Source organism: Thermovibrio sp., assembly GCA_015488335.1.
In the GTDB taxonomy this organism is placed as follows: Bacteria; Aquificota; Aquificia; order Desulfurobacteriales; family Desulfurobacteriaceae; genus Balnearium.
Genome location: WFNZ01000070.1, coordinates 1 through 25,739, shown reverse-complemented (window position 1 = coordinate 25,739; position 25,739 = coordinate 1). Strand labels below are relative to the sequence as shown.

The 25,739-nt window shown below is 44.0% G+C and carries 24 protein-coding genes; 11 read left to right on the top strand and 13 right to left on the bottom strand.

What is annotated here, in order from left to right:
- Positions 1-22: 22 nt before the first annotated feature.
- The 3 genes from groES to F8H35_RS08865 form a co-directional block, all read right to left on the bottom strand.
- The gene (gene groES / locus F8H35_RS08875) at positions 23-313 is read right to left on the bottom strand and encodes a co-chaperone GroES (protein WP_013537972.1); all 291 of its coding nucleotides are present in this window, start codon (positions 311-313) and stop codon (positions 23-25) included.
- 202 nt (positions 314-515) lie between these two features.
- Positions 516-1,427, bottom strand: a complete 912-nt coding sequence (locus tag F8H35_RS08870; RefSeq protein WP_472573184.1) for a transglutaminase-like domain-containing protein — start codon at positions 1,425-1,427, stop codon at positions 516-518.
- 1 nt (position 1,428) lies between these two features.
- A complete protein-coding gene (locus tag F8H35_RS08865) occupies positions 1,429-4,959 on the bottom strand; it encodes a 4Fe-4S dicluster domain-containing protein (RefSeq protein ID WP_472573183.1) in 3,531 nt (1,176 codons plus the stop codon).
- A 125-nt stretch (positions 4,960-5,084) separates the two neighbouring features.
- On the opposite strand from F8H35_RS08865, the gene F8H35_RS08860 reads away from it, so the two are divergent.
- The 3 genes from F8H35_RS08860 (at position 5,085) to F8H35_RS08850 (ending at position 6,940) form a co-directional block, all read left to right on the top strand.
- Complete coding sequence (locus tag F8H35_RS08860) at positions 5,085-5,726, top strand: DUF2155 domain-containing protein (protein ID WP_472573182.1); 642 nt, start codon at positions 5,085-5,087, stop codon at positions 5,724-5,726.
- A gap of 75 nt (positions 5,727-5,801) precedes the next feature.
- A complete protein-coding gene (locus tag F8H35_RS08855) occupies positions 5,802-6,206 on the top strand; it encodes a CBS domain-containing protein (RefSeq protein ID WP_472573181.1) in 405 nt (134 codons plus the stop codon).
- Positions 6,207-6,208: 2 nt separating this feature from the next.
- Entirely contained in the window at positions 6,209-6,940 is a 732-nt protein-coding gene (locus F8H35_RS08850; protein WP_472573180.1) for a segregation and condensation protein A, read from the top strand.
- On the opposite strand, the gene F8H35_RS08845 is transcribed toward F8H35_RS08850, so the two are convergent.
- Together F8H35_RS08845 and F8H35_RS08840 are read right to left on the bottom strand one after the other, a co-directional pair.
- Positions 6,937-7,728 carry a site-specific integrase gene (locus F8H35_RS08845; protein WP_472573179.1) on the bottom strand — a complete coding sequence of 264 codons (792 nt, stop codon included), beginning with the start codon at positions 7,726-7,728 and terminating at the stop codon, positions 6,937-6,939. The genes F8H35_RS08850 and F8H35_RS08845 overlap by 4 nt on opposite strands.
- Positions 7,704-9,086, bottom strand: coding sequence for a lytic transglycosylase domain-containing protein (locus F8H35_RS08840; RefSeq protein ID WP_472573178.1), 1,383 nt, complete (start codon positions 9,084-9,086; stop codon positions 7,704-7,706). Before F8H35_RS08840 ends, F8H35_RS08845 begins: the two co-directional genes overlap by 25 nt.
- Positions 9,087-9,159: 73 nt before the next feature.
- On the opposite strand from F8H35_RS08840, the gene F8H35_RS08835 reads away from it, so the two are divergent.
- The 4 genes from F8H35_RS08835 (at position 9,160) to F8H35_RS08820 (ending at position 11,780) form a co-directional block, all read left to right on the top strand.
- Positions 9,160-9,429: a hypothetical protein gene (locus F8H35_RS08835; protein ID WP_472573177.1), complete on the top strand. Its 270-nt coding sequence runs from the start codon at positions 9,160-9,162 to the stop codon at positions 9,427-9,429.
- 119 nt (positions 9,430-9,548) lie between these two features.
- On the top strand, positions 9,549-10,313 hold the full coding sequence (locus F8H35_RS08830; RefSeq protein ID WP_472573176.1) for a motility protein A: 765 nt from the start codon (positions 9,549-9,551) through the stop codon (positions 10,311-10,313).
- On the top strand, positions 10,313-11,014 hold the full coding sequence (locus tag F8H35_RS08825; protein WP_472573175.1) for an OmpA/MotB family protein: 702 nt from the start codon (positions 10,313-10,315) through the stop codon (positions 11,012-11,014). The genes F8H35_RS08830 and F8H35_RS08825 overlap by 1 nt, the downstream gene beginning before the upstream one ends.
- 7 nt (positions 11,015-11,021) lie before the next feature.
- Entirely contained in the window at positions 11,022-11,780 is a 759-nt protein-coding gene (locus tag F8H35_RS08820; RefSeq protein WP_472573174.1) for an OmpA/MotB family protein, read from the top strand.
- Here F8H35_RS08820 and F8H35_RS08815 read toward each other — a convergent pair.
- The 6 genes from F8H35_RS08815 to F8H35_RS08790 are packed head-to-tail and all read right to left on the bottom strand — an operon-like array spanning position 11,761 to position 18,743.
- Positions 11,761-12,723 (bottom strand): sigma-70 family RNA polymerase sigma factor, encoded by a 963-nt coding sequence (locus F8H35_RS08815; RefSeq protein WP_472573173.1) that lies wholly within the window; start codon positions 12,721-12,723, stop codon positions 11,761-11,763. The genes F8H35_RS08820 and F8H35_RS08815 overlap by 20 nt on opposite strands.
- 1 nt (position 12,724) lies before the next feature.
- Entirely contained in the window at positions 12,725-14,164 is a 1,440-nt protein-coding gene (locus F8H35_RS08810; RefSeq protein ID WP_472573172.1) for a DegQ family serine endoprotease, read from the bottom strand.
- Between the two features lie 25 nt (positions 14,165-14,189).
- A complete protein-coding gene (locus F8H35_RS08805) occupies positions 14,190-15,053 on the bottom strand; it encodes a C40 family peptidase (protein WP_472573171.1) in 864 nt (287 codons plus the stop codon).
- A 42-nt stretch (positions 15,054-15,095) separates the two neighbouring features.
- Positions 15,096-17,684 carry a preprotein translocase subunit SecA gene (secA, locus tag F8H35_RS08800; RefSeq protein WP_472573170.1) on the bottom strand — a complete coding sequence of 863 codons (2,589 nt, stop codon included), beginning with the start codon at positions 17,682-17,684 and terminating at the stop codon, positions 15,096-15,098.
- Between the two features lie 49 nt (positions 17,685-17,733).
- Positions 17,734-17,997 (bottom strand): hypothetical protein, encoded by a 264-nt coding sequence (locus F8H35_RS08795; RefSeq protein ID WP_472573169.1) that lies wholly within the window; start codon positions 17,995-17,997, stop codon positions 17,734-17,736.
- Entirely contained in the window at positions 17,997-18,743 is a 747-nt protein-coding gene (locus F8H35_RS08790; protein WP_472573168.1) for an MBL fold metallo-hydrolase, read from the bottom strand. The genes F8H35_RS08795 and F8H35_RS08790 overlap by 1 nt, the downstream gene beginning before the upstream one ends.
- A 34-nt stretch (positions 18,744-18,777) precedes the next feature.
- On the opposite strand from F8H35_RS08790, the gene F8H35_RS08785 reads away from it, so the two are divergent.
- Both F8H35_RS08785 and F8H35_RS08780 read left to right on the top strand, forming a co-directional pair.
- Positions 18,778-19,527, top strand: a complete 750-nt coding sequence (locus F8H35_RS08785; protein ID WP_472573167.1) for a hypothetical protein — start codon at positions 18,778-18,780, stop codon at positions 19,525-19,527.
- 1 nt (position 19,528) lies between these two features.
- Positions 19,529-20,554 carry a KamA family radical SAM protein gene (locus tag F8H35_RS08780; protein ID WP_472573222.1) on the top strand — a complete coding sequence of 342 codons (1,026 nt, stop codon included), beginning with the start codon at positions 19,529-19,531 and terminating at the stop codon, positions 20,552-20,554.
- Here the strand turns inward: F8H35_RS08780 and F8H35_RS08775 are convergent.
- Positions 20,551-20,976, bottom strand: a complete 426-nt coding sequence (locus F8H35_RS08775) for a rhodanese-like domain-containing protein (RefSeq protein WP_472573166.1) — start codon at positions 20,974-20,976, stop codon at positions 20,551-20,553. The genes F8H35_RS08780 and F8H35_RS08775 overlap by 4 nt on opposite strands.
- 54 nt (positions 20,977-21,030) lie before the next feature.
- Here F8H35_RS08775 and F8H35_RS08770 point away from each other — a divergent pair, with 54 nt between their 5' ends.
- Positions 21,031-22,950: a thioredoxin domain-containing protein gene (locus F8H35_RS08770; RefSeq protein ID WP_472573165.1), complete on the top strand. Its 1,920-nt coding sequence runs from the start codon at positions 21,031-21,033 to the stop codon at positions 22,948-22,950.
- A 34-nt stretch (positions 22,951-22,984) separates the two neighbouring features.
- On the opposite strand, the gene F8H35_RS08765 is transcribed toward F8H35_RS08770, so the two are convergent.
- Positions 22,985-24,964 carry a methyl-accepting chemotaxis protein gene (locus F8H35_RS08765; protein ID WP_472573164.1) on the bottom strand — a complete coding sequence of 660 codons (1,980 nt, stop codon included), beginning with the start codon at positions 24,962-24,964 and terminating at the stop codon, positions 22,985-22,987.
- Positions 24,965-25,403: 439 nt separating this feature from the next.
- Between F8H35_RS08765 and F8H35_RS08760 the strand changes: the two genes are divergently transcribed.
- A partial coding sequence (locus F8H35_RS08760; protein WP_472573163.1) for a hypothetical protein occupies positions 25,404-25,739 on the top strand: 336 nt, incomplete at its 3' end.

The window sequence follows — 25,739 nt, the reverse complement described above, 5'->3', positions numbered from 1 at the left end:
CACCTCCCTCTCTTAGTTTTGATTACTCCTCAACAATTGCGAGGATGTCCTCTTCTCTGATTACAAGGAGCTCCTCGCCGTCAATCTTCACTTCGTTTCCTGCATACTTGCTGAAGAGAACTTTGTCTCCCTCTTTTACCTTGAGGGGCCTGATTTCACCGTTCTCAAGGAGCCTTCCCTCTCCTACGGCGATAACCTCTCCAATCTGAGACTCTTCCTTTGCTGTGTCTGGAAGAATGATTCCACCGGCAGTTTTTTGCTCCATCTCTATCTTCTTAACAACAACCCTGTCGTAGAGCGGCTTCAGCTTCATCTCGCCCTCCTCTTCCCTTAGTTTTGTTAGCACTCACCTAAAGAGAGTGCTAATTGCTGGTAATAAAGATATGGAAAGGCAGAGTGTTGTCAAGGGGTTAGAGAGGGAATTTGTGGAAAAGAAATGGCATTTTGCCGCCGGTTCCTGAAATTCTTAAAAAGGAAGATGAAAGTTGAAGGGGGAGATGGAGCTCCCCCGAAAACTACTTAAGCCTCTTAACTGTATAGGTGGTTGAAACGCCGTTTACGGGCTGAAGGTCAACCTCTTCGTAGGCCTTGTAGAGGAAGTTTATTCTGTCTCCGTGCTGGGCCGGTGAGAGTAGAAGGTCTCTACCTCTGGTTATACCGATCCTGTGGTCGCAGAGGTGTCCGAAGTAGTATTCTCTCTTTTCAGGGTGCTTGGCAGCTTCAGAGGCGTCTATACCGTAGGTGTAGCCTTTAGGGAATGCAAGAACCCAGCAGTGGTATCCCTTAACAGTTCCATCTCCGTTAACGGGAATTCCTATTTCAAAGAGGGCAGGAATGCCGGCAGCCCTGCAGAGGGCTATGAAGAGGGAGTGGAAGTCTGTGCAGTTTCCGTGCTTTGCAGAGCAGGCCCAGATGGCGTCTCCCCTTCCCCAGCCTTTTCCAACCTTTAAATACTTCATGTGGGAGACAACGTAATCGTAAATCGCCCTCATCTTCTCAAGGTCTGTCTTCTTCCCTGCGGTTATCGTTTCAGCAAGCTTTTTGAACTTCTCTACGGGAACCAACCTGTCTGAAAGGTAGTAGCGAAGTGGAACGGGACAGTTTCTCTTAGTGGGTGAAACCTCTTTTCTGTCAACAACCACTTTCACTTTTACTCTAAAGGGCTCCTTTACTCCCCCCTCCTTCCTTATGTAGATAAATCGGTTACCATACTCGCCCTCTTTCTGAAGAGTAAATGAGTAAGGAGAGTCAACCTCTATCTTCTCTATTTTCTGCCACCTGTTTTCGTAAGGAACGGGTATCCATATCTCAACGAGTTTTGCATTGGGCTGGGGCTTAACGTCAACGGTTTCTATAAGCTGGTAGGTTGCTCCAAAAGCTGAGTTTGAAATCAGAACAGTGGCAACTACAGTCAAGAGTTTCTTCATACTAACCCTCCTCAATCTTCTCAATCCTAACCCTCGTGCTGCTGAAGTCTGGAATTCCGCCGATAGGTTCAACCAATGGAAGGTTGAAGAGCTCCTCGTCCCTCCTTGTGAGCCTGTTCATCGTAACGCCGACGCCGCGCCTTGGGTCAACCTTTGTCCAGTTGCCGTTCGCAACCTTTTTGCCGCCAACAAGAACCTTTTCAGCATTTTCTATATAGACGGGAGAAGCCCCGTGCTGCCAGTGGCCGAAGTGATGGGAGTAGGCAACAGTCCCGGGGCGGACAAGGTTTGTAATCTTAACCTTCGTGATAACCCCTTTCGGGTTGCTCCTTGAGTAGAGTCTAACTTTATCACCTTCCTTAAGGCCCAACTCCTCAGCGTCTTTCGGGTTTATCTTCAGCTCAAAGTCGGGGTCGTAAACGAGGGCCTGGTTGTAAACAATAGTCCTTGACTGGGTATGGAGTGCAGACTTGTAGGTAATGATGTTGAACGGATAGTCTCTATCAACCTCCTCAACGGGCTTTCCAAAGTATGTGGTTGATGGGTAGTAGCGGAGCGTTCCCCAAAGTTTCTCTCCGGTTAGAGAGTTCCTGGTAGTTCCTAACTTCTCGTTCCAGATGCAGACCTTTGGAATGCCAAACCTGAAGTTTCCGTTCCTATCAAAGGTCTCCTCGTAAGGCCTGAAGACTCCGCCCCTTGAAAGAACTGTGCAGACTTTCTCCCACTGCTCCTTTGGAAGGATTCCCTTGAACTTTGCAACGTAGTAGTTCTCCTCAACGTATCTGATTTCGCTTTTGGGAGCTCTCCTCACTTTCGCGTTCTCGGCAAGGTTTGCAATTCCCCTCAGGTAGTAGTCTTCAGGAGTAATGAGGGGGTAGAGTTTTCCGTCTTTTCCGGGAATTGCTCTTTCTCCGTATCCGGGAAGTTTCAGGTAGCGGGCAACGTCTATAAGGAAAGTCTCCATACAGAATGACCTTCCGTCTCTGGTTCTTCCTGTTAAAGGCTCAACAACAGGGGTTCTAACTGCAGTAAACCAGCAGCCGGGCGCATGTGGAGTCAGGAAACCGTAGTGCCCTTCTAAGTAGGTAACGTCTGGGACTATGTAGTCGGCGTAGATGTTGGTCTCGTTTATGGTTGTGTCTATTGAGATGTAGAGGGGAACTTTATCGTGGTTGCTTAAGGTTTCAATGAATCGCCTTCCACCGGGCATACTGTAGATGAGGTCTGAGAAGTAGGTGATAACAACCTTAACAGGGTAGGGGTATTTCTGGTCAATTCCGGAGATTGCGGAGACAGAAAGGCCGCCTTTAGTAAACGGGAACCAGGGAAGTTTTGAGGGGTATCCCTTCTTCTTGAACTCCGTTGAGTCCTCGTAGCGGGCTTTCTCCCTTGAAATTTTCACTCCTTTCGGCTTTTTCATTCCGGGAAAGTGTTTGAGGTCATAGAGGCCATTCTGCCAGCTGGCCGCTCCTTTACCCCTGCACAGGTATCCTCCCTTCCTGTTTATATTTCCAACAAGGGCGTTCATCATCGCAAGGGCGTAGCTTGCGTAGGTTCCCCCAACGTAGTTCCCACCTCCGTGGTATGCAAAGGCAACAGCATAAGGGGAGTGCTCCCAGAACTCCTTTGCAACCTCCTTAATTGTTTTCTCATCAATTCCAGACTCTTCAGCGTAGAAAGAGAGGGGGTGTTTCATTACGCTCTCTTTCATAAGAGAAAAAGCGGTTTTCACCTTAATGCCGTTTACCTCTCCCTCCCACTCAAGGAGAGCTCTCTCAACACTCCCCGCCGAAACAGGCTTCTTCGTTTCAGGGTCTATAACAACCTCTTCGCCCGGCTTTCCTTTAAGTCCCTTAACGTCTTTAACCCTCAAAACCCTTCCGGCTTCAGGGTGGTTTTCATCAACGATTACAAGGTGGGTGGCGTTTGTGTAGACGTTCCTCCCGGCCTTTCTGGCAGCTTTCATAGATGGAATAGAGAGGAAGTCTTTATCGTACCAGCCGTTTTCAAGCATCACCCTTATGAAGCCCATTGCGAGGGCTCCGTCTTTTGTGGGCTTGACGGGGAGCCACCTGTGGGCGTGGGCAACGGCCTTTGGAGCTCTCGGGTCTATGAGAACAAGTTTCAGCTCTCCTGCCGCAATCCTCCTTGCAATTACTGCTCCAGAGGTGTTAACTCCCGGCTGCTGTGCAGAGTAGATGTTTGAACCAAAGACCAGCATATACTTGCTGTTCCAGTAGTCTGCCTTGAACTCAACCTGCTTTCCATCTGATAGGGCGTAGTTACCCATCCTGAATCCGATTCCACAGATGTCTGTATGGGCCATGTAGTTCTTTGAGCCTATGGCGTTGAAAACCCACCTCTTTATGAAGTGGCTCCTTCCACCCTGAGAGCGGCCTGTAAACCAGACAAGCTGGTTCCTCTTTGGGCCGAGCTCTGGAGCTCCCGGATCAACAAGTTCGTCTGAGAGGACGTCCTTTATTCCCGGGTAGTAACGGTTGTCTCCAATCTCTTTAAAGAGGTATCCTCCTTCAGAAACCTCCCTTATGAGCTGCTCCCAGCTTATGGGCTTGAACCTGCCCTCTCCCCTCTTTCCAACCCTTTTAAGAGGCTGTGTAATCCTGTAAGGGTTGTAGAGGTAGTCGTTGTCCATCTGTGGTTTTGCGCAGGTTGTTGCAACGGCTTTAAAGCTTTTCTCTACAGGGGTGTTGTACGGAATCTCCTTTCCTGAGCGGTTGTAGGGGTGGTAGGGGTTTCCGTCAACCTGAACGAGCTTTCCGTCTTTAACGGTTACCCTTAATCCGCAGCGGGCGTTGCAGGCAAGGCAAACGGTATTAACAATCCTGTCTCCTTTCGGTTTCTTAGTTTCAGGGTAGGCGTAGGGGTCAACCTTCTCAACTTCTGGAACTATCTCTGCGTGGTGGCTTTTAAGGAGAACTCTCTTCACCTCCGGCCTTGCTTTAAGGAGCTGTGCCAGAGGCCCTGTAGGTCTGTAGAGGTTTCCGAAGACGAGAGCTCCGCTGGGGCACACAGAGACGCACCTTGGGATGTCTCCTCCCTTAACAGCCCTCTCAAAACAGAGGTCGCATTTCCTTGCCTTATTCCCCTTATCCATAACTATGCCGTCAAAGGGGCAGGCAGGAACGCACTTCTCACAACCCGTGCACTTTTTCTCATCTATAACGACAACTCCGCCGTCTTTAACGGAAATGGCTCCAAAGGGGCAGGCAGAGACACAGGGGTGGTCAAAACACTGAACGCAGATCTTCTCTTGACTGAAGACCAGCTTTGCCTTCGGATACTCCCCAATCTCCTTCTCTTTTATCCAGAAGAGGTTAATCTCTGGTGTTTCGTTGAGGCCGTGCTCAAGCTGGCAGGCGGCCATGCAGGCCTTACAGCTCATACACTTTCCCTGGTCAAATATGAGAACGGGCTTGAATACCTCCTCTCTGCCGGAAGAGTCTTTAACTTTCAGGCCGGCACCAATCAGAACGGTCAATCCGGCAATCTTTAAGAACTCTCTCCTCTCCATACCTCCTCCAGAAACACTTTATTAGCGAATTTTACTAATCAATAGCTGGAATAGAAAATAACTATAAGTTTAGATTCCGCGTTTGATAGAATTGTTTCCTAAATCAAAGCTCAAAGGAGAGTGCGATGAAACTGAGAGCAGCAGTTCTTGCCCTTTTAGTCGGGCTGTCAACCGCCGCCGTCTCTTCATGCGGGAAGAAGGAAGAGGTTAAGAAGGGTGAAGCTCCAAAGGCTGAAAAGGGAGCTCCCATGCCAAAACCCCTAACATCACTTGAGAGCCAGAACTCAAATCTTCCTCCGGGGCACCCTAAACTCCCTCCAGGCCACCCACCACTCAACGGAAAAATGCCTCCAGGTCACCCGCCGGTCAACAAAGACCTGATGTCAATGCACTCAAGCAAGAACATGACAAAGTTTGACAGGCCTATAAGGATTCCTGAAGAGGTTACAAAAACGTGGAAGACTGCAACTGTTGACGTTGTAGACAAGGCCTCAGGGAAGGTTGTTAAAGAGTTTAAAGTTCACAACGGAGAGACCGTTAAGTATGGCGGCCTTGAGATTAAGGTTCTCTACATCGTTCCCCACTTAGTTCTTGACAACGGGTACACTTCCGGCTCAAACGAGCCCCAGAACCCTGCAATCTTAGTTGAGGTTAAGGAGAACGGGAAAACAATCTACGCAGGTCCCATCTACCAGAAGTTCCCTGCAATGTACAACATCAACCATCCACGCTACGTTCTCATCCTGAAGGGAATTTCCAAAGGGTAGGGTTTCCCTGCCCTCCTTTACACCATCTCTCCCTCTGATTTAATATTAAGAGTAGAACGGCTTTAGGAGGGAGAGATGCCTGTTAAAGACCTGATAAAGAGGAAAGTTGTTGTTATTGAACCAGATGACCCTGTTAAGCTGGCGGCAAAGAGAATGGAAGACAAGATGGTGGGGAGCCTGGTTGTAATTGAGGGAGACAGGCCTGTTGGGATAATAACTGACAGGGACATAGCCCTCAGGGTTGTTGGAAACGAGAAATCCCCGGATACTCCCGTAAGGGAAGTGATGACAAAGGATCCGATAACTATTAACGAAGATGCCACATTCTTTGAGCTTACAAAAACTTTCAGGGACGCAGCAGTAAGGCGGTTAATAGTTGTTGATAAAGACGGAAAACTGGTAGGGCTTATCTCAATAGACGACGTGATGGAGCTCCTCACAACCGAATTTGCAAACCTGATAGCTGCCATAAGGGGATAGGTTTGGCTATAAAGGTTGAAACGCCGGTCTTTGAAGGGCCTTTAGACCTGCTGATATACCTGATAAAGAAAAGGGAAGTCAGCATATACGACATCCCCATAGCCGAAATTACAGAGGAGTTCCTCAACTACATCTACAGAATGCAGGAGCTAAACATCCCCTTGGCCTCAGAGTTCCTCCTTATGGCGGCGACCCTTGCAAGGATAAAGTCTGAATACCTGATTCCAAGGGAAGAAGAGGAAGACCCACGGAAAGATCTGGTTCAGATTATTGAGGAGTATCTAAAGTCAAAGAAAGCCGCCCAGGAGCTTGAGAAGTTAGAGGAAGAGGCGGCGAAATACTTAAAGCACGACCCTTCAGATCTGATCTTCCAGTTTCAGGACAAGATCAAAATAGCAAACACGGTAGAAGATTTAAAGGAAGCACTTATTGGAATTTTTGAAAGGAAAAAGCCCAAAAAGCTGAAAATTGGCCTTACTCTATCCTCAGAAAGCTTTAAAGTCTCGGATAAAGTGGAAGAGATAAAGAACCTTATGAGGGAAAATTACCTCGTTCCCTTTTCTGAGCTTTTGAAAAAGAGCTCCTGTAAACTTGAGGCAATAACCTATTTCCTGGCCATTTTAGAGCTCACAAAACAGGGAGAAATAGCGACCTTTACAGACGGAGAGGAAATTTTCATCTCAAGGGTCTTCCCACTTAACAGAAGCGTCAAACTCACAGTAGCTTCTGCTTAATCTCTCTTTTTAAGTTTCTTCTCAATTACTTCGGCCTTACTCCGAAGGTTTAAAACCCTGTTTATGTACGAAACCCGTTCTAAACTCCTCCCTGAGTATTCAACAACAATGTCTATGGGAAGGCCGATTTTGAGGAGCTCCGCCACGTAGTTATCCTTAAAGTCGGCAACCGTAAGGTTGAAGCCTAACTGTTTCATTATTCTGTGAAACGTAACCTTAACAGTGGCAGGCCTAACGTTTAAAAGCGGAGCTATAGGCAACTTCTCCTGCCTTATTGACTCAAGCCTTTCCTTTAACTCATTATCAATAATAAACCTTTTTATCTTTTTTTCAGTAAGGACAGGAATTCCCATAAAGTAGCCGTAAGAACTTACCTTCAGCTTCCCTATTTCTGCAGGAGAAAGGCCAAGCCTGAAAATCATAAGTAGTGCGGTCTGGAGGTCTTCAGACTTTAACCTTGAGAGCTGGCTGTAAAGGGCGTCAAACTCTTCCTTTTTAACAGGTCTGAACTCCTGAAACTCCCCCGATTCCGGCGGAACGAACTTCAGCCTTCTCTTTATCCCTTTAAATTTCAGGTAGTGCTGAATTGCAGACATTGCAGTCCTGAAGCTCTTTTCAGTCCTGTAGCGGGAAGAGAAGTAGCCGTAGAGTTTGTCTTCGTCAAAGTCTGTAAGGTCGTAGCCGTAGAGGTCTAAAAACGTCCTGAAATACCTGAGAACCCGCCTGTAGGTGTCTATAGTGTTCTTTTTATACCCATCCTCTATCAGCGATGAGAGAAAATCTTCCACTCCGTCCCTTTTCCATACAGGTTTGAGTAGTAATATAGGTTAACATACGTTCTTTTAACGTAATCCCTTGTCTCCTGAAAGGGAAGGTAAATGTCTGTAAAGATGATGAGGTCTTCAGGGGTTTTTACTTTTCCGAACCTTTCCAAAGACTTTTTAACCCTTGTAGGGCCACAGTTGTAAGCAGCAGCTGCCAGAGGAAAGAGTCGGAACTGCTTTATCAAAGAATGGATGTAGAATGAACCAAACTTGTAGTTAACTTCCGGCCTGTAGAGGTGATGAATTTTAAAATTTTTCACTCTGAGTTTTTTAGCTATGTACTTTCCCGTAAATGGCATTATCTGCATAAGGCCAATGGCGCCGCTCCTTGAGAGGGCCCTCCCGTCAAAGAGGCTCTCCTGACGGGCTATGGCCAGAGAAAAGATATCGTTTCCAAAAACAGCAGGTTTTGGATAGAGAACGGGAAGGAGATAGGGATATTTCTTAAGTTCTTTCTTAAAAGGTGCTGCCAACTTTATCCCTTCAGTGTAATTACCACACAAATACTGAGCAAGGGCGTTTTGAGGAGAAGGTTCGTCTATAAAGGAAATTGCACTACAAAAACCCTGCTTGTATAGGAATTCCAATCCCTTATTTTTCAGCCTAAGTCCTGAGAAAGCTCTCTTTTTACTGTAAGGAAACTTCCGGAGAGGGGATAGGAGAAGAGTGTAGAAATCAATAGATGAACCTCGCCACCTCTTTCCAGAGCAAGTAGAGTAAAGAGCTCTTGCCGTTTCGCTTCTGCTGGATAGAGATTTCAAACCTCTACAGTTTCCAGTTAAAGCATAGTAGCGGGCAAGGTAATAGTTATAAATTTCCGGGAAAACTTTGGCGTACGGGAGAGCTCTCCTGAAAAGGCCCAGATCTCTGCTGAAAAACCTATCCAGTATATAGATAGTTGCCGTTTTCTTAAAGGAAACCCTATCAGAACTTCTCATAAGCTTAGTATAAAAGTCAAACTTCTCTACTGGGTCGGAGGAAAGAAACATAAGGAAGAAGTAACGCTCATTGGGGAGAGAGGCAGAAAAGAGCTCTCTGGCAATAGCTCTTTTTTTTTCTTTCAAAAAAATATAGGCAAGGAGGTACGTGTAGTGAGGGTCCTCCCTTAAGAAAGAGAGGTAAAAAAGGGCTGTATCTGTATTTCCATTTTTTGCAGCAAGCCAGACCTTTTGCCTCAAAACTTCAGGTCTAAGCAGAAAAGAAACATTTCTCCTGTTGGCTGTAAGAATGTCCTCGTCAAGGTCGTTGGTAAGTGAAAAAACCTTCAGGTAGAGCTCCCTCGCTTCCTTCTCTTTTCCCCTTTCTCTCAAAATAGAAGCCAACTTGAGCTTTCCATAAAGGCTTTTAGGCTCAGGAACACGCTCAGAAATAGAACAGTTGTCAAGATAAAGGAGGATGGCAGGTTCTTTAAGATCCGTTTTGAAAAGTTCTTTAAAGCTCTCAGAACAGAAACTACCCCTTTTAACCGAATGGACAAAAAGCTCAGCGTTCTTTAAAGTCAGAGCCCAAGAAAGGGAAGGTATCAAAAGGAGGAAAATAACTAAGAAAACCATAGGGAAATTATACAGCTTAAAGGAACCCCTCCGGAAGGAGGGGCTTTCAGGCTGCTCCGCAGCCGAGGGGACGGCTATTTGTGGGGCATCAGGGAAAGAGTCCCTGCTTTAAAAAATATTATCGCCCTTTTAAGACACAATTTGACACAAATGGGGCTAAAAACCGTTAAAATAAAGCCGAAAATGGATAGAGACACTTAAAGGCCAAAACCAAAAACACGGCGGTGAAACATGGACATAGCAACGATAATCGGTATTGCTGCAGCATACCTACTGATTATCGGTTCAATAATCATTGGTGGAAGCCCTGGAGCCTTCATAAACGTTCCCTCTCTCCTAATCACTGTTGGTGGTGGCCTTGCTGCAGGAATGGCGGGCTATCCATTGGGAGAATTCATAGGAGCCCTTAAAGCGATTCTAAAAGCCATAAAACCCGAAGTAGGAGATCCAATAGAGACCGTTGAGTTCTTAACAGAAATAGCCAAAAAGGCAAGAAAGGAAGGGATACTGGCACTTGAATCAGACATAGATCAGTTCTACGCAAAAGATCCATTTTTGGGAAACATTATGAGGATGTTGATAGACGGCCTTGAAGTTGAAGAGATAAAGAGCACCGCAGAGAGCTCCATGGCACAGATAGACCAAAAACTCTCAACAGAGGCATCGGTCTGGGAATCCCTAGGAGATCTATTCCCGGCCTTCGGTATGATAGGAACGCTTATAGGTCTCATCCAGATGCTCCAGAACCTGTCAGACCCCTCAGCGTTAGGTCCCGGGATGGCCGTTGCCATGATTACAACACTCTACGGTGCAATACTTGCAAACACCCTCTGCATTCCTGTAGCAAAGAAACTCAAATACTACAAAGACCTCAAAATGCTCTTCCTTGAAGCATACATACTCACCGCAGAGGCAATAGAGAAGGGAATAAACCCCAACATACTCCGTCAGAAACTTGCCGGTCTTTTTGGAGTTGAACTGAAAGAGGGTCAGTAATGGCAAGGAAAAAAAAGGAGGAGTGCAAAGCTCCTCCAGCCTGGCTTACAAGTTTTGGTGATCTGATGTCCCTCCTCCTTACTTTTTTTATTCTCCTCTACTCAATGTCAACAATCTCCCTTGAAAAGTTCCAGCAGGCTATAAAGGGAATTATTGAGGCTTTTGGAGGCCACTACGTAATCTACGAGGAGAAGGTAATTCAGGGAAAGAACGTTCCTGTTCAAATGCCAAATATGTACCCCAAAATGAGGAGCAGGAAGAAGATAGAAGAGAAACTCCACGAAATAAGAGAAACACTTAAGCAGCTGGGGATTAAGTCGGACGTTGCAAAATTTGGAACATGCATAAGGCTGAGGATTAACACAGACAAGCTCTTTCCACCGGGAAGCGATAAACCCTATCCTCAGGCGATACCGATAATTATGGAGATATGCCGAAAACTAAAGGAACTTGACTTACCAATAACCATAGAAGGCCATACAGATAACACACCTATAAAGAGCAAGAGGTTCCCTTCAAACTGGGAGCTCTCTGCAGCACGGGCAACGAGTATTTTGAGGCTTTTTATTCAGTGTGGATACGACCCAAAAAAACTCTCGGCAGCAGGTTGTGGTCCTTACAGGCCAATAGCTCCAAATACAACTCCTGAAGGTAGGGCTAAGAACAGGAGAATAGAAATCGTAATCCACTTACCGATGTGAGAAAACCATGGCAAGGAAGAAGCAGGAAGAGTGTAAGTCGGTTCCAGCGTGGCTTACAAGCTTCAGCGACCTGATGTCACTTTTACTCACTTTCTTTATTCTCCTCTATTCTATGTCTACTTTAGACATAACAAAAGCCATGAAGTTCTTGTCGTACTTTCAGGGGGAAAAGGCAAAAGCGTTTAAACAGGTTTCAGTTGTTAAACCAATTCAGATATACACAACAGACCTTGCGAAGAAGATAAAAAAGATACTTAAAAGGATATTACCCATTTCGGGATACCAGATAGTTGTAACGAAGAACTACGTAATGGTGAGGCTTTTCAACAGAATTTTATTCAAAGAAAACTCCCTTGAACTAACACCCCAGGCAAAAAAAGCTCTAAATAAAATAGCTGAAGTGATAAAAGGGTTGAAAGGAAACTATCAGGTTGTTGTTGAAGGCCATACAAGTAAAGGGGAACCTTCCGTTCCAATGCCAAATATTCAAGATAGCTGGGATCTATCAATAAGGAGAGCAACTGCAGTTGTAAGGTACTTAGTATCAAGAGGTGTTGACCCGTCAAAATTGGAAGCCGTTGGATATGACACAACACGTCCACTTTATACCTGGAATAATCCGATACTTCAGGCGAGGAACAGGAGAGTTGAGATATACATAAAGGTCGCCGTTCCAAAGGAGGAAAGGGAAAACAAGATAGAGATGAAAAGAGAGGAGAAACTGCCCGGAAAAGGGCAGGAAAGAACTAATTCAAAAAAACGTTGAGTTTTTTTCTTAAAGCATACTCCTTCATCTTTTTCTTTGCCCTGGTCTCAAGCTGGCGCACCCTTTCGCGGCTGATACCCAGCTTCTCGCCGATTTCCCTTAACGTTTTCGGTTCATTCCCGTCTAAACCGAACCGCATAATTATTATCTTCTTCTCCTGAGGAGTTAACTGCTCTAACATCTCTTGAATGCTCTGTTTCAATTCTTCCTGAACAACCTTTTCTTCAACTTCTGCAGTCCCCTCTCCTTTGAGGAAATCCTTAAAGGTCGTGTCTTCTTCGTCTCCAATCGGGGTATCTAAGGATAGGGGAACCTGACAGATTGAAAGAAGTCTCTCAATCTCTTTTGGATCCATACCCACGTACTCGGCAAGCTCTTCGGTTGTGGGTTCACGGCCCAGTTTCTTGAGGAGCTCCCCGTAAGATCGGGTAATCTTATTAACCAGAACAGCCTGCTTTACAGGTATTTTCACAGCTCCCGTCTGCTGGGCTAAAGCCTGCATGATAGACTGTCTTATCCACCAGACGGCGTAGGAGATAAACTTTACTCCCTTATCCGGGTCAAAACGCCTTGCAGCCTCTATAAGCCCTAAAATCCCTTCTGCTATAAGGTCGTGGAGTGGAAGACCACATCCCAAATACTTCTTTGCAACGCTTACAACAAACCTGAGGTTAGATTCAACTAACTTTTTCAGTGCCTCTTTATCTCCGGCTTTCGCCCTCTTTGCAAGCTCAATCTCCTCTTCCCGTGAGAGGAGAGGAATTTTTGATATGGCCTTTAAAAAGGCGTCTAAGGAGTCTTTATCGGGAACGAAAGATTCAATAAGTGAAGGGTCTATCTCCTGATCAAAAAGGGGGAGCTCCCCCTCTTCAGAAGGAACTCCCACGTTATCGTCAAAAAGCTGATTTTCCTCATCTTCCAAGAAGAACTCTTTCTCTTCCATTCTACTCCTCCGGCTTAAGAACTACATAGATAACCCCTTCTCCTCTAATAACCTTAAGGAGAACTCCAGAATCACCGGCCTGACTGAGAGCTTTCACAAGGTCGTCAATGCTCCTCACAGGTTTCATCGTCCTCGGAGTTATTCCGGCCTCAACGATGATGTCACCCTCACGTAAACCGGCATCATCTGCAGGAGATCCCGGCTTAACGGAAGTTACCAGAAGGCCATGTTTAATCCAGTCCGGAACGCCGAGTTTCTTGCGGAGCTCTGGTGTAAGCTTCTGAACAGACAGACCGTACTTGCCCATTAGATCTACGGAAGCTACGCTCGTTCCTCCCGGCATCTGTCCAATCTTAACGGTAAGAACCTTCCTTTTACCGTCTCTGATAACCGTAACTTTAACCCTTTCTCCGGGTGGAGTATTTATAACTTTGAGCTGAAGATCCGTAACGTTTTTAACAGGTTCACCGTTAAACTCAACAATAATGTCTCCGCTCTTTAAACCACCCTTCTCTGCAGGAGAACCGGGCATAACTTTGGTAATAAGAACCCCGTGTTTCACTCCAAACTTCTGGGCAAGTTCAGGGGAAACGTCCTCAATGTAAACACCAAGCCATCCCCTGATAACCTTTCCATACTTAAGAAGATCGTTCATAACCTTCTTTGCTATGTTTATGGGAACTGCAAAACCTAACCCTTGAGCGTTTCTCACTATCGCTGTGTTTATACCTATTACCCTGCCGTGGATATCACATAAAGGACCACCACTGTTTCCGGGGTTAATGGCAGCGTCTGTTTGAATAAAGTCTTCAATAGGGTTAAGGCCTAAACCGTGTCTTCCTTTAGCAGAAATTATCCCGTGGGTAACTGTCCAGTTAAGACCATAAGGGTTGCCCACAGCAATAACGAACTCTCCCACTTTAATCTTGTCAGAATCTCCCAACTCAACTGTAGGAACTTTCTTATTACCAACTTTGATCTTTATCAGGGCAACGTCTGTTTTTGGATCTCTACCAACAACTTTAGCCCTGTAAACTGAACCGTCGCTGAGCTTTACCTTTATCACCTTAGCCCGGGAAACAACGTGATTATTTGTAAGGATGTAAGCCCAACCCTTTTCCTCTTTAACGATAAAACCTGAACCAAGGGCCCTCATCTGGAAATGGTCGGGAATTTCAGGAAACGGAAAACCGAACTGATGGAAGAAGTCTCTAAACTCAGGGGGAATAGGTGGGTGGTTTATCTTTACTTCAGAAACTGTACTGATGTTTACAACAGCAGGCTTTACCTTCTCTGCAACGGTCTCAAAAACCCGCTGGAGAGACTCAGCTACAGAGTAATCCTTCTCAGTAGCTTGAACAGAGGCAAAAACTGATGAGGTGGTAAGTGAAAGCGTTGTAACAACTGTTAGGGCACACTTTAGAAGCTGTCTTGTGTTCATCGCACTACCTCCTTTTCTGTTATTTTTAGTTGCCTTTCTCAGCATAGAGTTTCTCTATAAGCTCTTTTACCTTTTTCTCACTCAAAACTCTCTTTGCTCCAATAAACCTGCGCCTGAAGTAGTGGTCACTAAGAGAGGAAATAGCAAGGCCGTGGTACATTGAAGAGAAGTGGATAAACTTACCGTTCCCAATGTAAATCCCAACGTGGGAAGGGTAGCTGGCGTAAGTTCTGAAGAAGACAAGGTCTCCTACTTTTAGGTGGTTTCTATCTACAGGCATCCCAACGTTAAACTGTGCTCTTGCAGTTCTTGGTAGGTTTATCCCTAACTTCCTATAAACGTACATCGTAAAGGAAGAACAGTCTAAGCCGAGCTTCGGGGAGCTCCCCCCAAAAACGTAAGGGGTATTCTTCAAGGTTTTAAAAATGTCTGCCAGTATCTGGAAAAAGGTTCCCTTGTATTGGGGATCATTAAGTATTGAGAGACTCCAGTTATCGTACTTAACGTTCAAAGGAGTTGAAAGAACGTCTGAAAGGGCTTCAGATTCTCTGTAAACCACGTCTGTTATGGGGTAGATCTCCTCAGAAACTACTTTTGACTTTACCTGTTCCGACTTCTCCTCTAAAAACTCTATGGTCTCAAGGCTCTTTTTTGGTTTAAACCGGCGGTACCAGCTAACGGAGTGAAACTTAGGGGGAATGTAGAGCCTCTGACCTATTCTTATGCGGGAACTCCTTAAATGGTTAGCTCTCTTTATCTTTGAAACAGTTGTGTGGAACCTCTTAGCTATTTTGTAGAGAGAATCTCCCCTTTTGACTATGTAAATCTGTGAAAAAGCGGGGACAGAAAAGGCCAAGAAGAAAACAACGGCGAAAATCAGCTTCCTCACTCCAGTCTCTCCCCTATACGGTGAACTACCATTTTAACACACTTAAGCCAAAGCTCCTTCTGTTTCAACCTGCTCCTTAACGTACCTATAGTAGTTCATAAGGGAATCTACAACACCGTTTTCAACGTTTGAAAGGAGCTCCTCAAAGAGTTGGTAAGCTTCCTTTTTAAACTCAACTACCGGATCCCTTTGGCCGTAACCTCTCCAGCCGATACTCTCTTTTATGTGGTCAAGGGCTCTTAAGTGTTCTCTCCAATAGTGATCAAGCCTGTCAAGGAGTATCATCCTCTCAATCTCTCTCAGTTGACCCTCTCCAACCAACTTTTCAAGCTCTTTGTACTTTTCTACCAGGGTGTCGTAGATGAGTTTTGCCAGTTTTTCCCGGTCGGTGGGAGCTCCCTCAACCTGCAGGTTCATCAGCTCTTCATATCTTGTAGGTATGGGAAACTCAAAACCAAACCTTGCTTCAAGGGTTTTCTTGAGCTCCTCAAGGTTCCACTCGTCGGGAAGAACGGTCTCAGGAGCAAAGGAGTCAACAAGCTCCCAGGCAACGTCCTCAAAGAAACCTAAAATCTCATCCTTAACACTCTCACCCTCTAAAATCCTGTTCCTCTGCTCGTAAACAACCTTCCTCTGAACGTTGTAAACCTCATCGTATTCAAGGAGCCTCTTCCTTATCTGAAAGTTCTGCTCCTCAACTCTCCTCTGGGCGTTTTCAAGGGCTTTACTTACCATCTTGTGGGTTATGGGCTCGTCTTCCGGAACGTTCATCATCTCCATCATCTTCTTAATTCTGTCTGAACCGAAAAGCCTCAAGAGGTTGTCCTCTAAAGAGAGGAAGAACCTTGACTCACCAGGGTCACCCTGTCTTCCGGCCCTTCCCCTCAGCTGATTGTCAACCCTCCTTGACTCGTTCCTCTCAGTTCCAATGATGTAGAGACCGCCGAGCTCCTTAACCTTCTCTTTCTCCTTCTCTGTTATCTCTTTATACTTTTTCAGGGTTTCCTGGTAAATCTCCTGATACTTCTCCTCTCCAACTTTTTCAGGGGTTATTCCCTTCTCTTTAAGTTCCCTCTTAGCAAGGAATTCAGGATTTCCACCAAGGAGAATATCGGTTCCCCTACCCGCCATGTTGGTAGCAATCGTTACAGCTCCAAGCCTTCCAGCCTGAGCAACAATTTCAGCTTCCCTCTCGTGGTGCTTTGCATTTAGAACCTGATGGGGAATGCCCTTTCTCTTAAGGAGCCTTGACAGGTATTCAGAGTCCTCAATGGAGTTGGTTCCGACAAGAACAGGCCTTCCAATTCTGTAGTTCTTCTCAATCTCCTTTATAACGGCGTTGAACTTGGCCTTTTTCGTCTTGTATATCAGGTCCGGATGGTCTTTTCTTATAACGGGCTTGTTTGTTGGAATTACAACAACGTCAAGGCCGTAAATTTCTTTGAGTTCTGCAGCTTCGGTCTCTGCAGTTCCCGTCATTCCCGCAAGTTTTTTGTAAAGTCTGAAGTAGTTCTGAATCGTTATCGTTGCAAGGGTCTGGTTTTCAGCCTCTATCTTTACTCCCTCTTTTGCCTCTACTGCCTGGTGAAGGCCGTCGCTCCACCTCCTTCCCGGCATGATACGGCCTGTAAACTCGTCAACGATTATCACTTTGCCGTCTTTCACAACGTAGTCAATATCTTTATGAAAGAGATGGTGAGCCCTTAAGGACTGGATTATTGCGTGGAGTAGGTCTGAGAACTTGGGGTCGTAAAGGTTAAACTCTTTCATTCCTGTAATCTGCTTAACTATCTCCTCAACCTTTCTTATCCCCTCGTCCGTAAGGGTTGCAGTCTTTGTCTTCTCTTCAACCTTAAAGTGTTTCCCTTTCTGGAGCTGTCTCACTATTCCATCGGCAATGTAGTAGACGTCAACGCTCTCCTCAGATGGCCCTGAGATAATAAGCGGAGTTCTGGCTTCATCAATGAGAACAGAGTCTGCCTCGTCAACGATTGCGTAGAAGAGCTCCCTTTGAACTTTATCCTCTTTTGAAAAGACCATGTTGTCTCTCAGGTAGTCAAATCCAAACTCTGAGTTTGTTCCGTAGGTGACGTCCCTTGAGTACATCTCCTTTCGCTCATCTTTCTCCATCTGGTTCTGGAGGTAGCCAACACTTATCCCCAAGTAGTTGTAAACGGGACTCATCCACTCTGCGTCACGCTTTGCAAGGTAGTCGTTTACTGTAACAACGTGGACACCCCTACCGGCAAGGGCGTTAAGATAAACGGGAAGCGTGGCAACAAGGGTTTTACCTTCACCTGTCTTCATCTCTGCAATCTTCCCCTGATGGAGAACGATTCCACCAATGAGCTGGACGTCGTAGTGGCGCATTCCGAGGGTTCTCTTTGCAGCCTCCCTAACTGCCGCGAAGGCTTCAGGGAGTATCCTGTCCATGTATCTGAACTGCTCTTCAGCCTCTCCTATCTTCTCAAGTTCAGAGCGCCACTTTGCAGTTAAAGACTGGAGCTCCTCCTTGCTCTTCTTCTCAAACTCTTTCTCTAAAGCGTTAATTCTGTCAACAATGGGTCTTAATTTCTTTATTTCCCTTTCGTTCTTACTTCCAAGTATTTTGGTGAGAATAGCGTTAATCACGGCTTCACCTCCAGTTTTGGTTTAAAGTGCAGGAGAAAATGAATTAGAGTCAGGCTAAAGGTGAAGCCCTTGGTGGTGAAGAGTTGAATCGGTGGGAGATTTTTTCTGTGAACCTGTAGTGGAGCTCCGTCTCAACTTCTCTATCAAGGGAATCTGAGGTTTCAGTGGAAACAGCTTCTCTGTGGTGGGAAACTGAAATGGAAACGGCTGCAACGGGGCTTGTAAAACCGTGGCTAAAGGAAGAAAACTCTACTCCTCCGCAGACAACTGCTGTTATGAGAAGAACACCTATGAAAAGCTTTTTAAGCTTCATCAAACCTCTAAACTTACAGAGTCTCCAATTTTAAGTGGAACAACCTTATCGCTAACGTTTGAAATATAGCTGTAGGAGAGGAGTCTTTCAAGTGCTTTCTCCCTCTTTACAAGGAAGGGAACAACGTGCCAGCTCCCGTAGTGGATGGGAATTAGCCATTTAGCCTTCAGTATCTTAAACCCCTTAACTGCCTCTTCTGGAGTCTGGTGAAACTTCCGAAAGAAGGGTTTAAAACCGCCAATAGGGAGAAGGGCAACATCAACGTTAAAACGCTCTGCAATAGAGACGTAGAGGTGTTCCGAAAAAGCTGTATCCCCTGCAAAGTAGAGAGTTATCCCGCCATATTCTATAACGAAACCTCCAACCCCTGTACTGGGATAGAGAAGATTCCTTCCTCTGCTGTGCCTTGCAGGAACAAGGGTTATTCTCACGCCGCCGTAGTTGAAAGAGCTAAAGGTCTTAAGTTCAACAACTTCCCATTCTCTAAGGATTTGTGAACAGTTTTCCGGGGTAACCGTTATGAAATCAGCGGGAATCCTCCTCAAGGTTTTTAAATCCAGGTGGTCGTAGTGGGCATGGGAGATGAGAACGAGTTGTGGTGAGACATCCTCTGGCCTGCAGGCCGGAGGAACGACCCTTGGAATTCCGCCGGCAGAAGTGGTGAGAAAAGGATCTGTTAGGATTTCCAAACTCTCCAACTTTACCAGGTAGGTTGAGTGTCCTAAATTTTTTATCTGTACTGCCATGTTTCTGATTTTACCCCATCAAAGGAGAAGAGAAATGAAAAAGGGCTTTAGCGATATAGAACAGTTTTTCCTTGAGGCAGAGGAGAAGAGGCTAAAGGAGATAAGAGAAAAGAAGGAGAAGAACCAGAAACAGCTACCAAGGAGAGAAAACCTCATAAACCAGATTAAAAACCTGAATGAAAAGCTGAAGGGAAAGGATAGGAAGATTAAGGAGCTCTACAGGGAAATAGGGGAGCTCCGAAGCGAACTCTCCCGCTTCAGAAAGAGACAGAAAGAGATTGAGAGAAAAGAAGAAGAATTTAAACAGATAACTACCTACAAGGAAAAGATTGAGAACCTTCAAACTGAAATAGCAAAACTGAAAGGGGAAATTGCAGAAAAAGAAAGGCAGATAGAAAACCTGAAAGCTCAGGAAGTACCAAAGCCAAAAGTTGAACTTTTCATAGAGGTTGCTCTGAATTCCGTTTCCGGTCTTGCAGCAGGAAAAAACAGGTTAAAGGTACTCTTTTCAAAGAGATTTAGAAAAGATATGGTTAAAGAGGTATCCGTCCGCCCTTTCCTATTTGACAGCTTTATCTCTGCCCTCTCACGAATAGATACAACGTCAAAACTAATTAAGAGAGATTCAAAACACGACATCTACAGAATAAGGGTTACTTCTCCTTATGGGGAGTACAGGGCTATCTACCTGAAGATGGAGGGAGATACGATTAAGTTTGTGAGGTTTGGCCAGAGGGATTCCATATACGGAGAGCTTGAGACCTGCGGGTGGAAGCTTGAGTAGAGTGATAAAAACCCTCTCAGAACTTGAGGAGCTCCTCCCTCTTTCTCCTGAAGAGAAAGAGGCTTTTGAGCGCGTTTCTTCCGTCTATCCATTCTCATCAAGCGAATACTACATAAGGCTGGCAAGAAAATCTGAAGCTGTTAGGAAAATGGTTTTACCCTCTTTAGAAGAGATTGATGAGGATGTTCAGTCTGCCGGAGAGGACGACCCTTTAAACGAGGAAAGGGACTCAAAGGTTCCCAATCTTACCCACAGGTATCCCGACAGAGTTCTACTAATAACAACAAACTACTGCCCCGTTCTGTGCCGATACTGTATGAGAAAGAGGAACTGGAAAAGACCTACATTCACGATCTCTGAAGATGAAGTTGAGGGAGCTCTCTCCTACATCAGGTCAAATCCACAGGTTCGGGACGTTCTCATATCCGGGGGAGATCCGTTAACTCTACCCTTAGATCTTCTTGAAAAAGTCCTTTTAGAACTAAAAAAGCTCCCCCACGTTGAGGTTGTAAGGATAGGAACAAGGGTTCCCGTCGTTGACCCTGAGAGGGTTCTAAGGAGAGATCTCCTTTTCCTCATTGAAAGGTCAGAAAAGGTATGGGTAAACACCCATTTCAACCATCCAGATGAGATAACACCAGAGGCAAAAGAGGCTGTTAGGGCACTCTTAAAGTGTGGAGCTCCCGTAAACAACCAGACGGTTCTTCTAAAAGGAATAAACGACTCTGTTGAAACCCTTGAAAAACTTTTCAGAAACCTCCAGAAAATAAAAGTTCGGCCTTACTACCTCTTCCACTGTGACCCCGTTAAGGGAGTGATCCACTTCTCAACCTCTATAACAAGAGGGCTTGAGATTCTCAAAGAGCTCTTTAAAAGGCTCTCTCCCCTTGCAATCCCCTACTACGCGGTAGACGGCCCTGGGGGATACGGGAAAGTTCCCCTCCTCCCCCACAGGTTCAGAGTGGAAAACGGAAAATACCTGTTTGAAAGCTTCAACGGTAAGTGGTTTGTGATGGAAGACCGTTAACCCTTCTTTATCCTCTCTATAAACTTCTTAGCTCTGTCTCCTCTCAGGTAGTCTGCAAGCTTTAAAAGTCCCTCTGTGTAGTACCTTGCCCTAAAGCCCTTAAAAGTCAGGTAGAGCCTTGCAATCTCAGCCCTGTCCTTGTGGGGGCAGACGGTAATTATTACTTTGTCCTTATCAAGTTCATTGAGCCTGTCAGGAAGTTCGTTTAATGGTATGTGCTTTCCAAATCCAAAATGCCACGCCTCATACTCTTCAGGAAACCTGATATCAACAATTTCCGCTTCACCTCTGGCGTAGAGCTCAAGGAGCTCCTCCGTTCCAATCTTCATTCTCTTTCTCTCTTCGTAGTCAAAGTTCCTCAGATACTCATCAAAAGTCATAGCAACCTCCTTTTCTAAATTTGACGAAATGATTATAGACATTTCTGAAAGATGATGCTAAATTGATAATCATTCCTGATAAGAAGGAGTTAAGCTATGAAGAAAACAAACAGGCTGATAAACGAGAAGAGTTTATACCTGAGGCAACATGCCCACAACCCCGTTGACTGGTTTCCGTGGGGAGAGGAAGCCTTTAAAAAAGCACAGAAAGAGAACAAACCTCTCTTTATCTCAATAGGTTACTCATCGTGTCACTGGTGCCACGTTATGGAAAAGGAAAGCTTTGAAGATGAAGAGGTTGCAAGGGTTCTAAACGAAAGCTTTATTCCCGTAAAGGTTGACAGGGAAGAGAAACCAGACGTTGATAGGTTCTACATGGAAGCCTGTCAGGCAATGACAGGTAGCGGAGGCTGGCCGTTAACCGTTGTTGCAACTCCAGATGGAAAACCCTTTTTTGCAGGAACCTACATTCCAAAAAGTAGGCTTTTAAGAATTCTCAGCGAAATAGCAAGAATGTGGAGAGAAGAAAGAGATAAACTCCTTTCTGCAGGAGAAGAGGTTGTCAAACATTTAAAGAGCTTCTCTTTAGAGTCTCAGGGGGAGATTCCTGAGGTTGAAGAGGTAGTAGAATTTTACGTTTCAGATATGGAAGGGCGTTTTGACGAAATCAACGGTGGTTTCTCCCCTCCTCCAAAGTTCCCCCAACCCCACAACCTGTGGCTCCTTACAAACATCTCAGCTCTCTACGGCAAAACAAAAGCCTTTGAAATGGCAGCATACACGCTGAAAGCAATGAGGTTGGGCGGAATATACGATCAGATTGGTGGGGGTTTCCACAGGTACTCTGTAGACGGCATGTGGTTTGTCCCCCACTTTGAAAAGATGTTATACGACCAGGCAGGGCTTCTCATAGCTTACTCAACAGCCTTTGGCTACAGTAAGTATTGGCTCTTTGAGGAAACTGTAAACGGGATATTTGAATATCTAAAAAGGGAGATGAAAAGCTCTTACGGAACTTTCTACTCTGCACAGGATGCAGACTCTGAAGGAGTAGAAGGGAAATACTACCTGTGGAAATGGAAAGAGCTAAAAGAGGTTCTAAGCCCAGAAGAGCTTGAATTTGCAAAGCACCTCTACAACCTCTCGCCAGAAGGGAACTACGAGAACGGCTACAACTTCCCATTTGTCGGAAGGGATTTTGAAAGAGTAGCAGATGAGCTTGGAATGGAAATTGAAGAGCTCCTCAAGAGGAAGAGAGAGGTTGACAGGAAACTCCTTTTAAGAAGGGAAAAGCGGGTTAAACCGGCAAGGGACGAGAAAATTTTGACAGACTGGAACGGATATCTCCTATGGGGATTTACTTCTGCATACAGGAATACTGGAAACAGGGAATTCTTCGCATCTGGAGTGAAAATTTACTCTGAGCTTCTGAAAAACCACTACAGAAACGGGGAGCTCCACCATACAGTTTACAACGGCCAACCAACAGAAAAGGGAATATTAGACGACTACGCCTTTACAGTGAGGGGGATTTTGGAACTCTACTGTGCAACAGGTGAAGGGGAGCTCCTTGAAAAAGCTGTTGAGCTGACCGAGAAGGCGGTAAAGCTCTTCTACGACGAAACTTCAGGAAACTTTTTTATCTCTACGGGAAGGGAGCTCCCCATAAAACAGAAGGAACTCTTAGACGGCGCCTACCCTTGTGGAAACAGCGTTATGCTCCAGAACCTCTCATTCCTCTACCACCTTACAGGAGAAATTCGTTTTAAGAAAACCCTTGAAAAGAGCCTCAGGAGCCTATCAAACCTTCTAAGAAAACACCCATCTGCCATTCCCTCAAGTCTTGAAAGTCTTATCATTTATCAGGAATTCCAGATATTAGAGGGGAAAGAAGAAAAACTTAAAAGTCTGCCATTTAGACCCTACAGATTAACAAAACCAAACGAAAGCATGGACAAATTAAAAATATGCTACAGAGGAATCTGTAAAGAAATCAACAACGATAGAGCAAATTAAGAAAGCCCCTGTAGGGGCTTCCTGCTTTATTTCATTAAAATTTGAATTTATCAATTATAGACTTCAAATTAAATGCCTCTTTTTGAAGATTTGTAGCAATCCCGTTAAGTAAATTTAGAATTTTACTCTGTTCTGATAAGCTTGAGTGGAGATGTGATACCTCTCTCTCTAAATCATCCATTCTATTAACCAACTCCTCCTGATTCCTGTATAAAGTAACTGCTTTTTTAGACGCATCATCAATGTCTTGTTTACTATTTTGTGTCTTTTTAGCCAGCTCTTCAAAAGAAGCATTCATATTCTCAAGATCACCTGTAAACTGAACAGCACTTTCAGATATGGTCATCATAGCTTCAGAAATATTTTCAACGGACAATCGTATTTCTTCCAACGATTTTTGTATCTTATCAGCAAGCTTTCTAACTTCATCTGCAACAACAGCAAATCCCCTTCCAGCTTCACCAGCTCTGGCAGCTTCTATAGCAGCATTTAAAGCTAAAAGATTGGTCTGTTCAGCTATTTCAGATATAATATCAACAATTTTTGTGATTTCTTTCACTCTCTCAGAAGTCAAATCAGAAATTTCCTTAAGTTCAGACTGTCTTTTAGAACTCTTAATCAGCAATTTCTTAAAACTTTCAGCCTGTCTAATAAGCTCTTCCATTAGTAAAGCAACAGTAGAAAGGGTATTCTTTATGGAAGTAGATATTTCTTTATTATCTTCTGCTTCCAATTTTGTCTCCGTAGCAAGGTTTTCTACACGTTCATATACATTCAAAAGTTGAGAAGAAATACTATTTAACTCATCAACAGATTCTTTTAAATTCTTACTATTTTCAATATTTGACTCTAAAAAATTCTTAGATGTAATCAGAGTATCTTTTAAATTAGAGAGAAAATAGCTGATATCATTAAGCATCTCATCAATTTCATCTTTAATTTCCTTAGGTTTAACATCTATATGAAAGTTCAAAGAAGACAGTTGAGATATTCTTCCCTTAAAAAACTCAAGCTTACTTACCAAAGATCTATTAATTGAGTAAAGTATTCCAAATACTGCAACTGAGAAAACAAAAAGTGATACGATTGATACAGTTGATCCCACCAAAATTTCACGTTTATATTTTCTTATTAAAGCTAAATTATCATTACTCATAAAGTTCTCTACATTTTTCATCTTATTTATAAAGTCTGTCATTGTCTTGAACCAAAAAACAGGATCCACACCAAAATCACCGGTAGTTGCTTTTTCTAAGGCAATCTTTCTCATTCTTTCAACTTCTCTGTAAGTATCAGAGGAAAGAACCTGTTGATAAAGATCCAGTGTCCTTTTATCTGCTATGTGATAAAAAGAATCCAAGTAAGCTCTCTGTTCTGCTAACAGTTTAAGCCACAACCTATACATAAGAGGAGAAAACTGGTTGCTTGAAAACACATTACTTAGGACAGCTCTCTCAATTCCCAACCTTTCTTTAGCCTTAAGAAAACAGGAATAAGCCTTTAGATGCTTAACCAGTTGAGCTTTATTAGCATATTTAGCTGTTAAAGCTATTGCATTAAGCAGATGTTTATTAAGTTCAGAGTAAAATCTTATCTCCTCTGCAGGTGTTATATTTAGAGAAGAAATCTGTCTTCTCTTATTACTTAATTCGTTCAACATTTCCAATGCCTGCCTTAACTCTTGTTTTATTGGAAGAGGTAATCTCTCAAGCACATTTCTATCTTCCATAAACTTTAGCAAATTTTGATATTTAATATCAGTGTTTTGCCTCTGATTTGAAAGAATATTCACAAACTTTGTCCCTCTACTTCCAAGATAACCGGCACTTGCCCCTCTTTCCTTCTGAAGTTCATGGATTAAATTACTAATTCTTACAGACAATCTGGTTAATAGTTCATTCCTATTTAAATTCTTAAGATTAGTATACGATGATTTAAGCGTAAATACTATCAGAATCAATGAAAGAATAGCTATTAAAGTATTTATCACAAACAGCCTCTTCCGAATAGTCAACTTATCCTCCTTTCAACAGAAGATTTCTTTAAGATTCAAAGGAAAAGAGCAGGAGAGCTACTTTGCAGAGTTGTTCATAACGGAGAACAAAAGAAGTTCAAAAACAAGCAGTAAAACTGTCAATCCCAGAATGGCCCTTCCACCGGTTAAAAGGAGCTCTTGAACGCTCATTCCTTACCTCGCCTTCTGGCTATTTTCTTATATAAAGAATACCTTATTTTATTGCAAAATTCAAGTATTTAACAGCAAAATCAGGAAAGGACATTAACAGAGAAAGTAGACAAAACGATTTGAAAATATAGCTTTAGTTTAAATATTTTTACCAACAAACTCAAGTATATCCGGACTCCCTATTCAGGAATTCTTAATAAAATATCCTTTATGATATAATGTCCTCATTTCGTAGAAATCCTTACTCCTTATTCATAAAGAGGGAGAAATGGTCTTCAACCTTAAACTTCCTGAAGCTCTATACTACAAACTGTTAGGCATATCAGGTGGAAATGAGAAAAAACTAAAGAAATTAATTATCAAAATTTTAGAGGACCGTATAGAGAAATCATCACTAACAGATCTACAGAATCTTGTAGAAGAAAAAGAAAATGAAATACTTAAAAAACTTGAATTTATGGAAAAACTCATCTCTTCATCAGAGGCAATGAAAGATTGGAAAGGGCCTGTTAAAGAGATATTTAATCTCATCTCAAGAAAATTTCACATAGAAATCCTTTTCTTAATTGTTAAGTCTGATAAATTCTCTTATACAGTCCACATT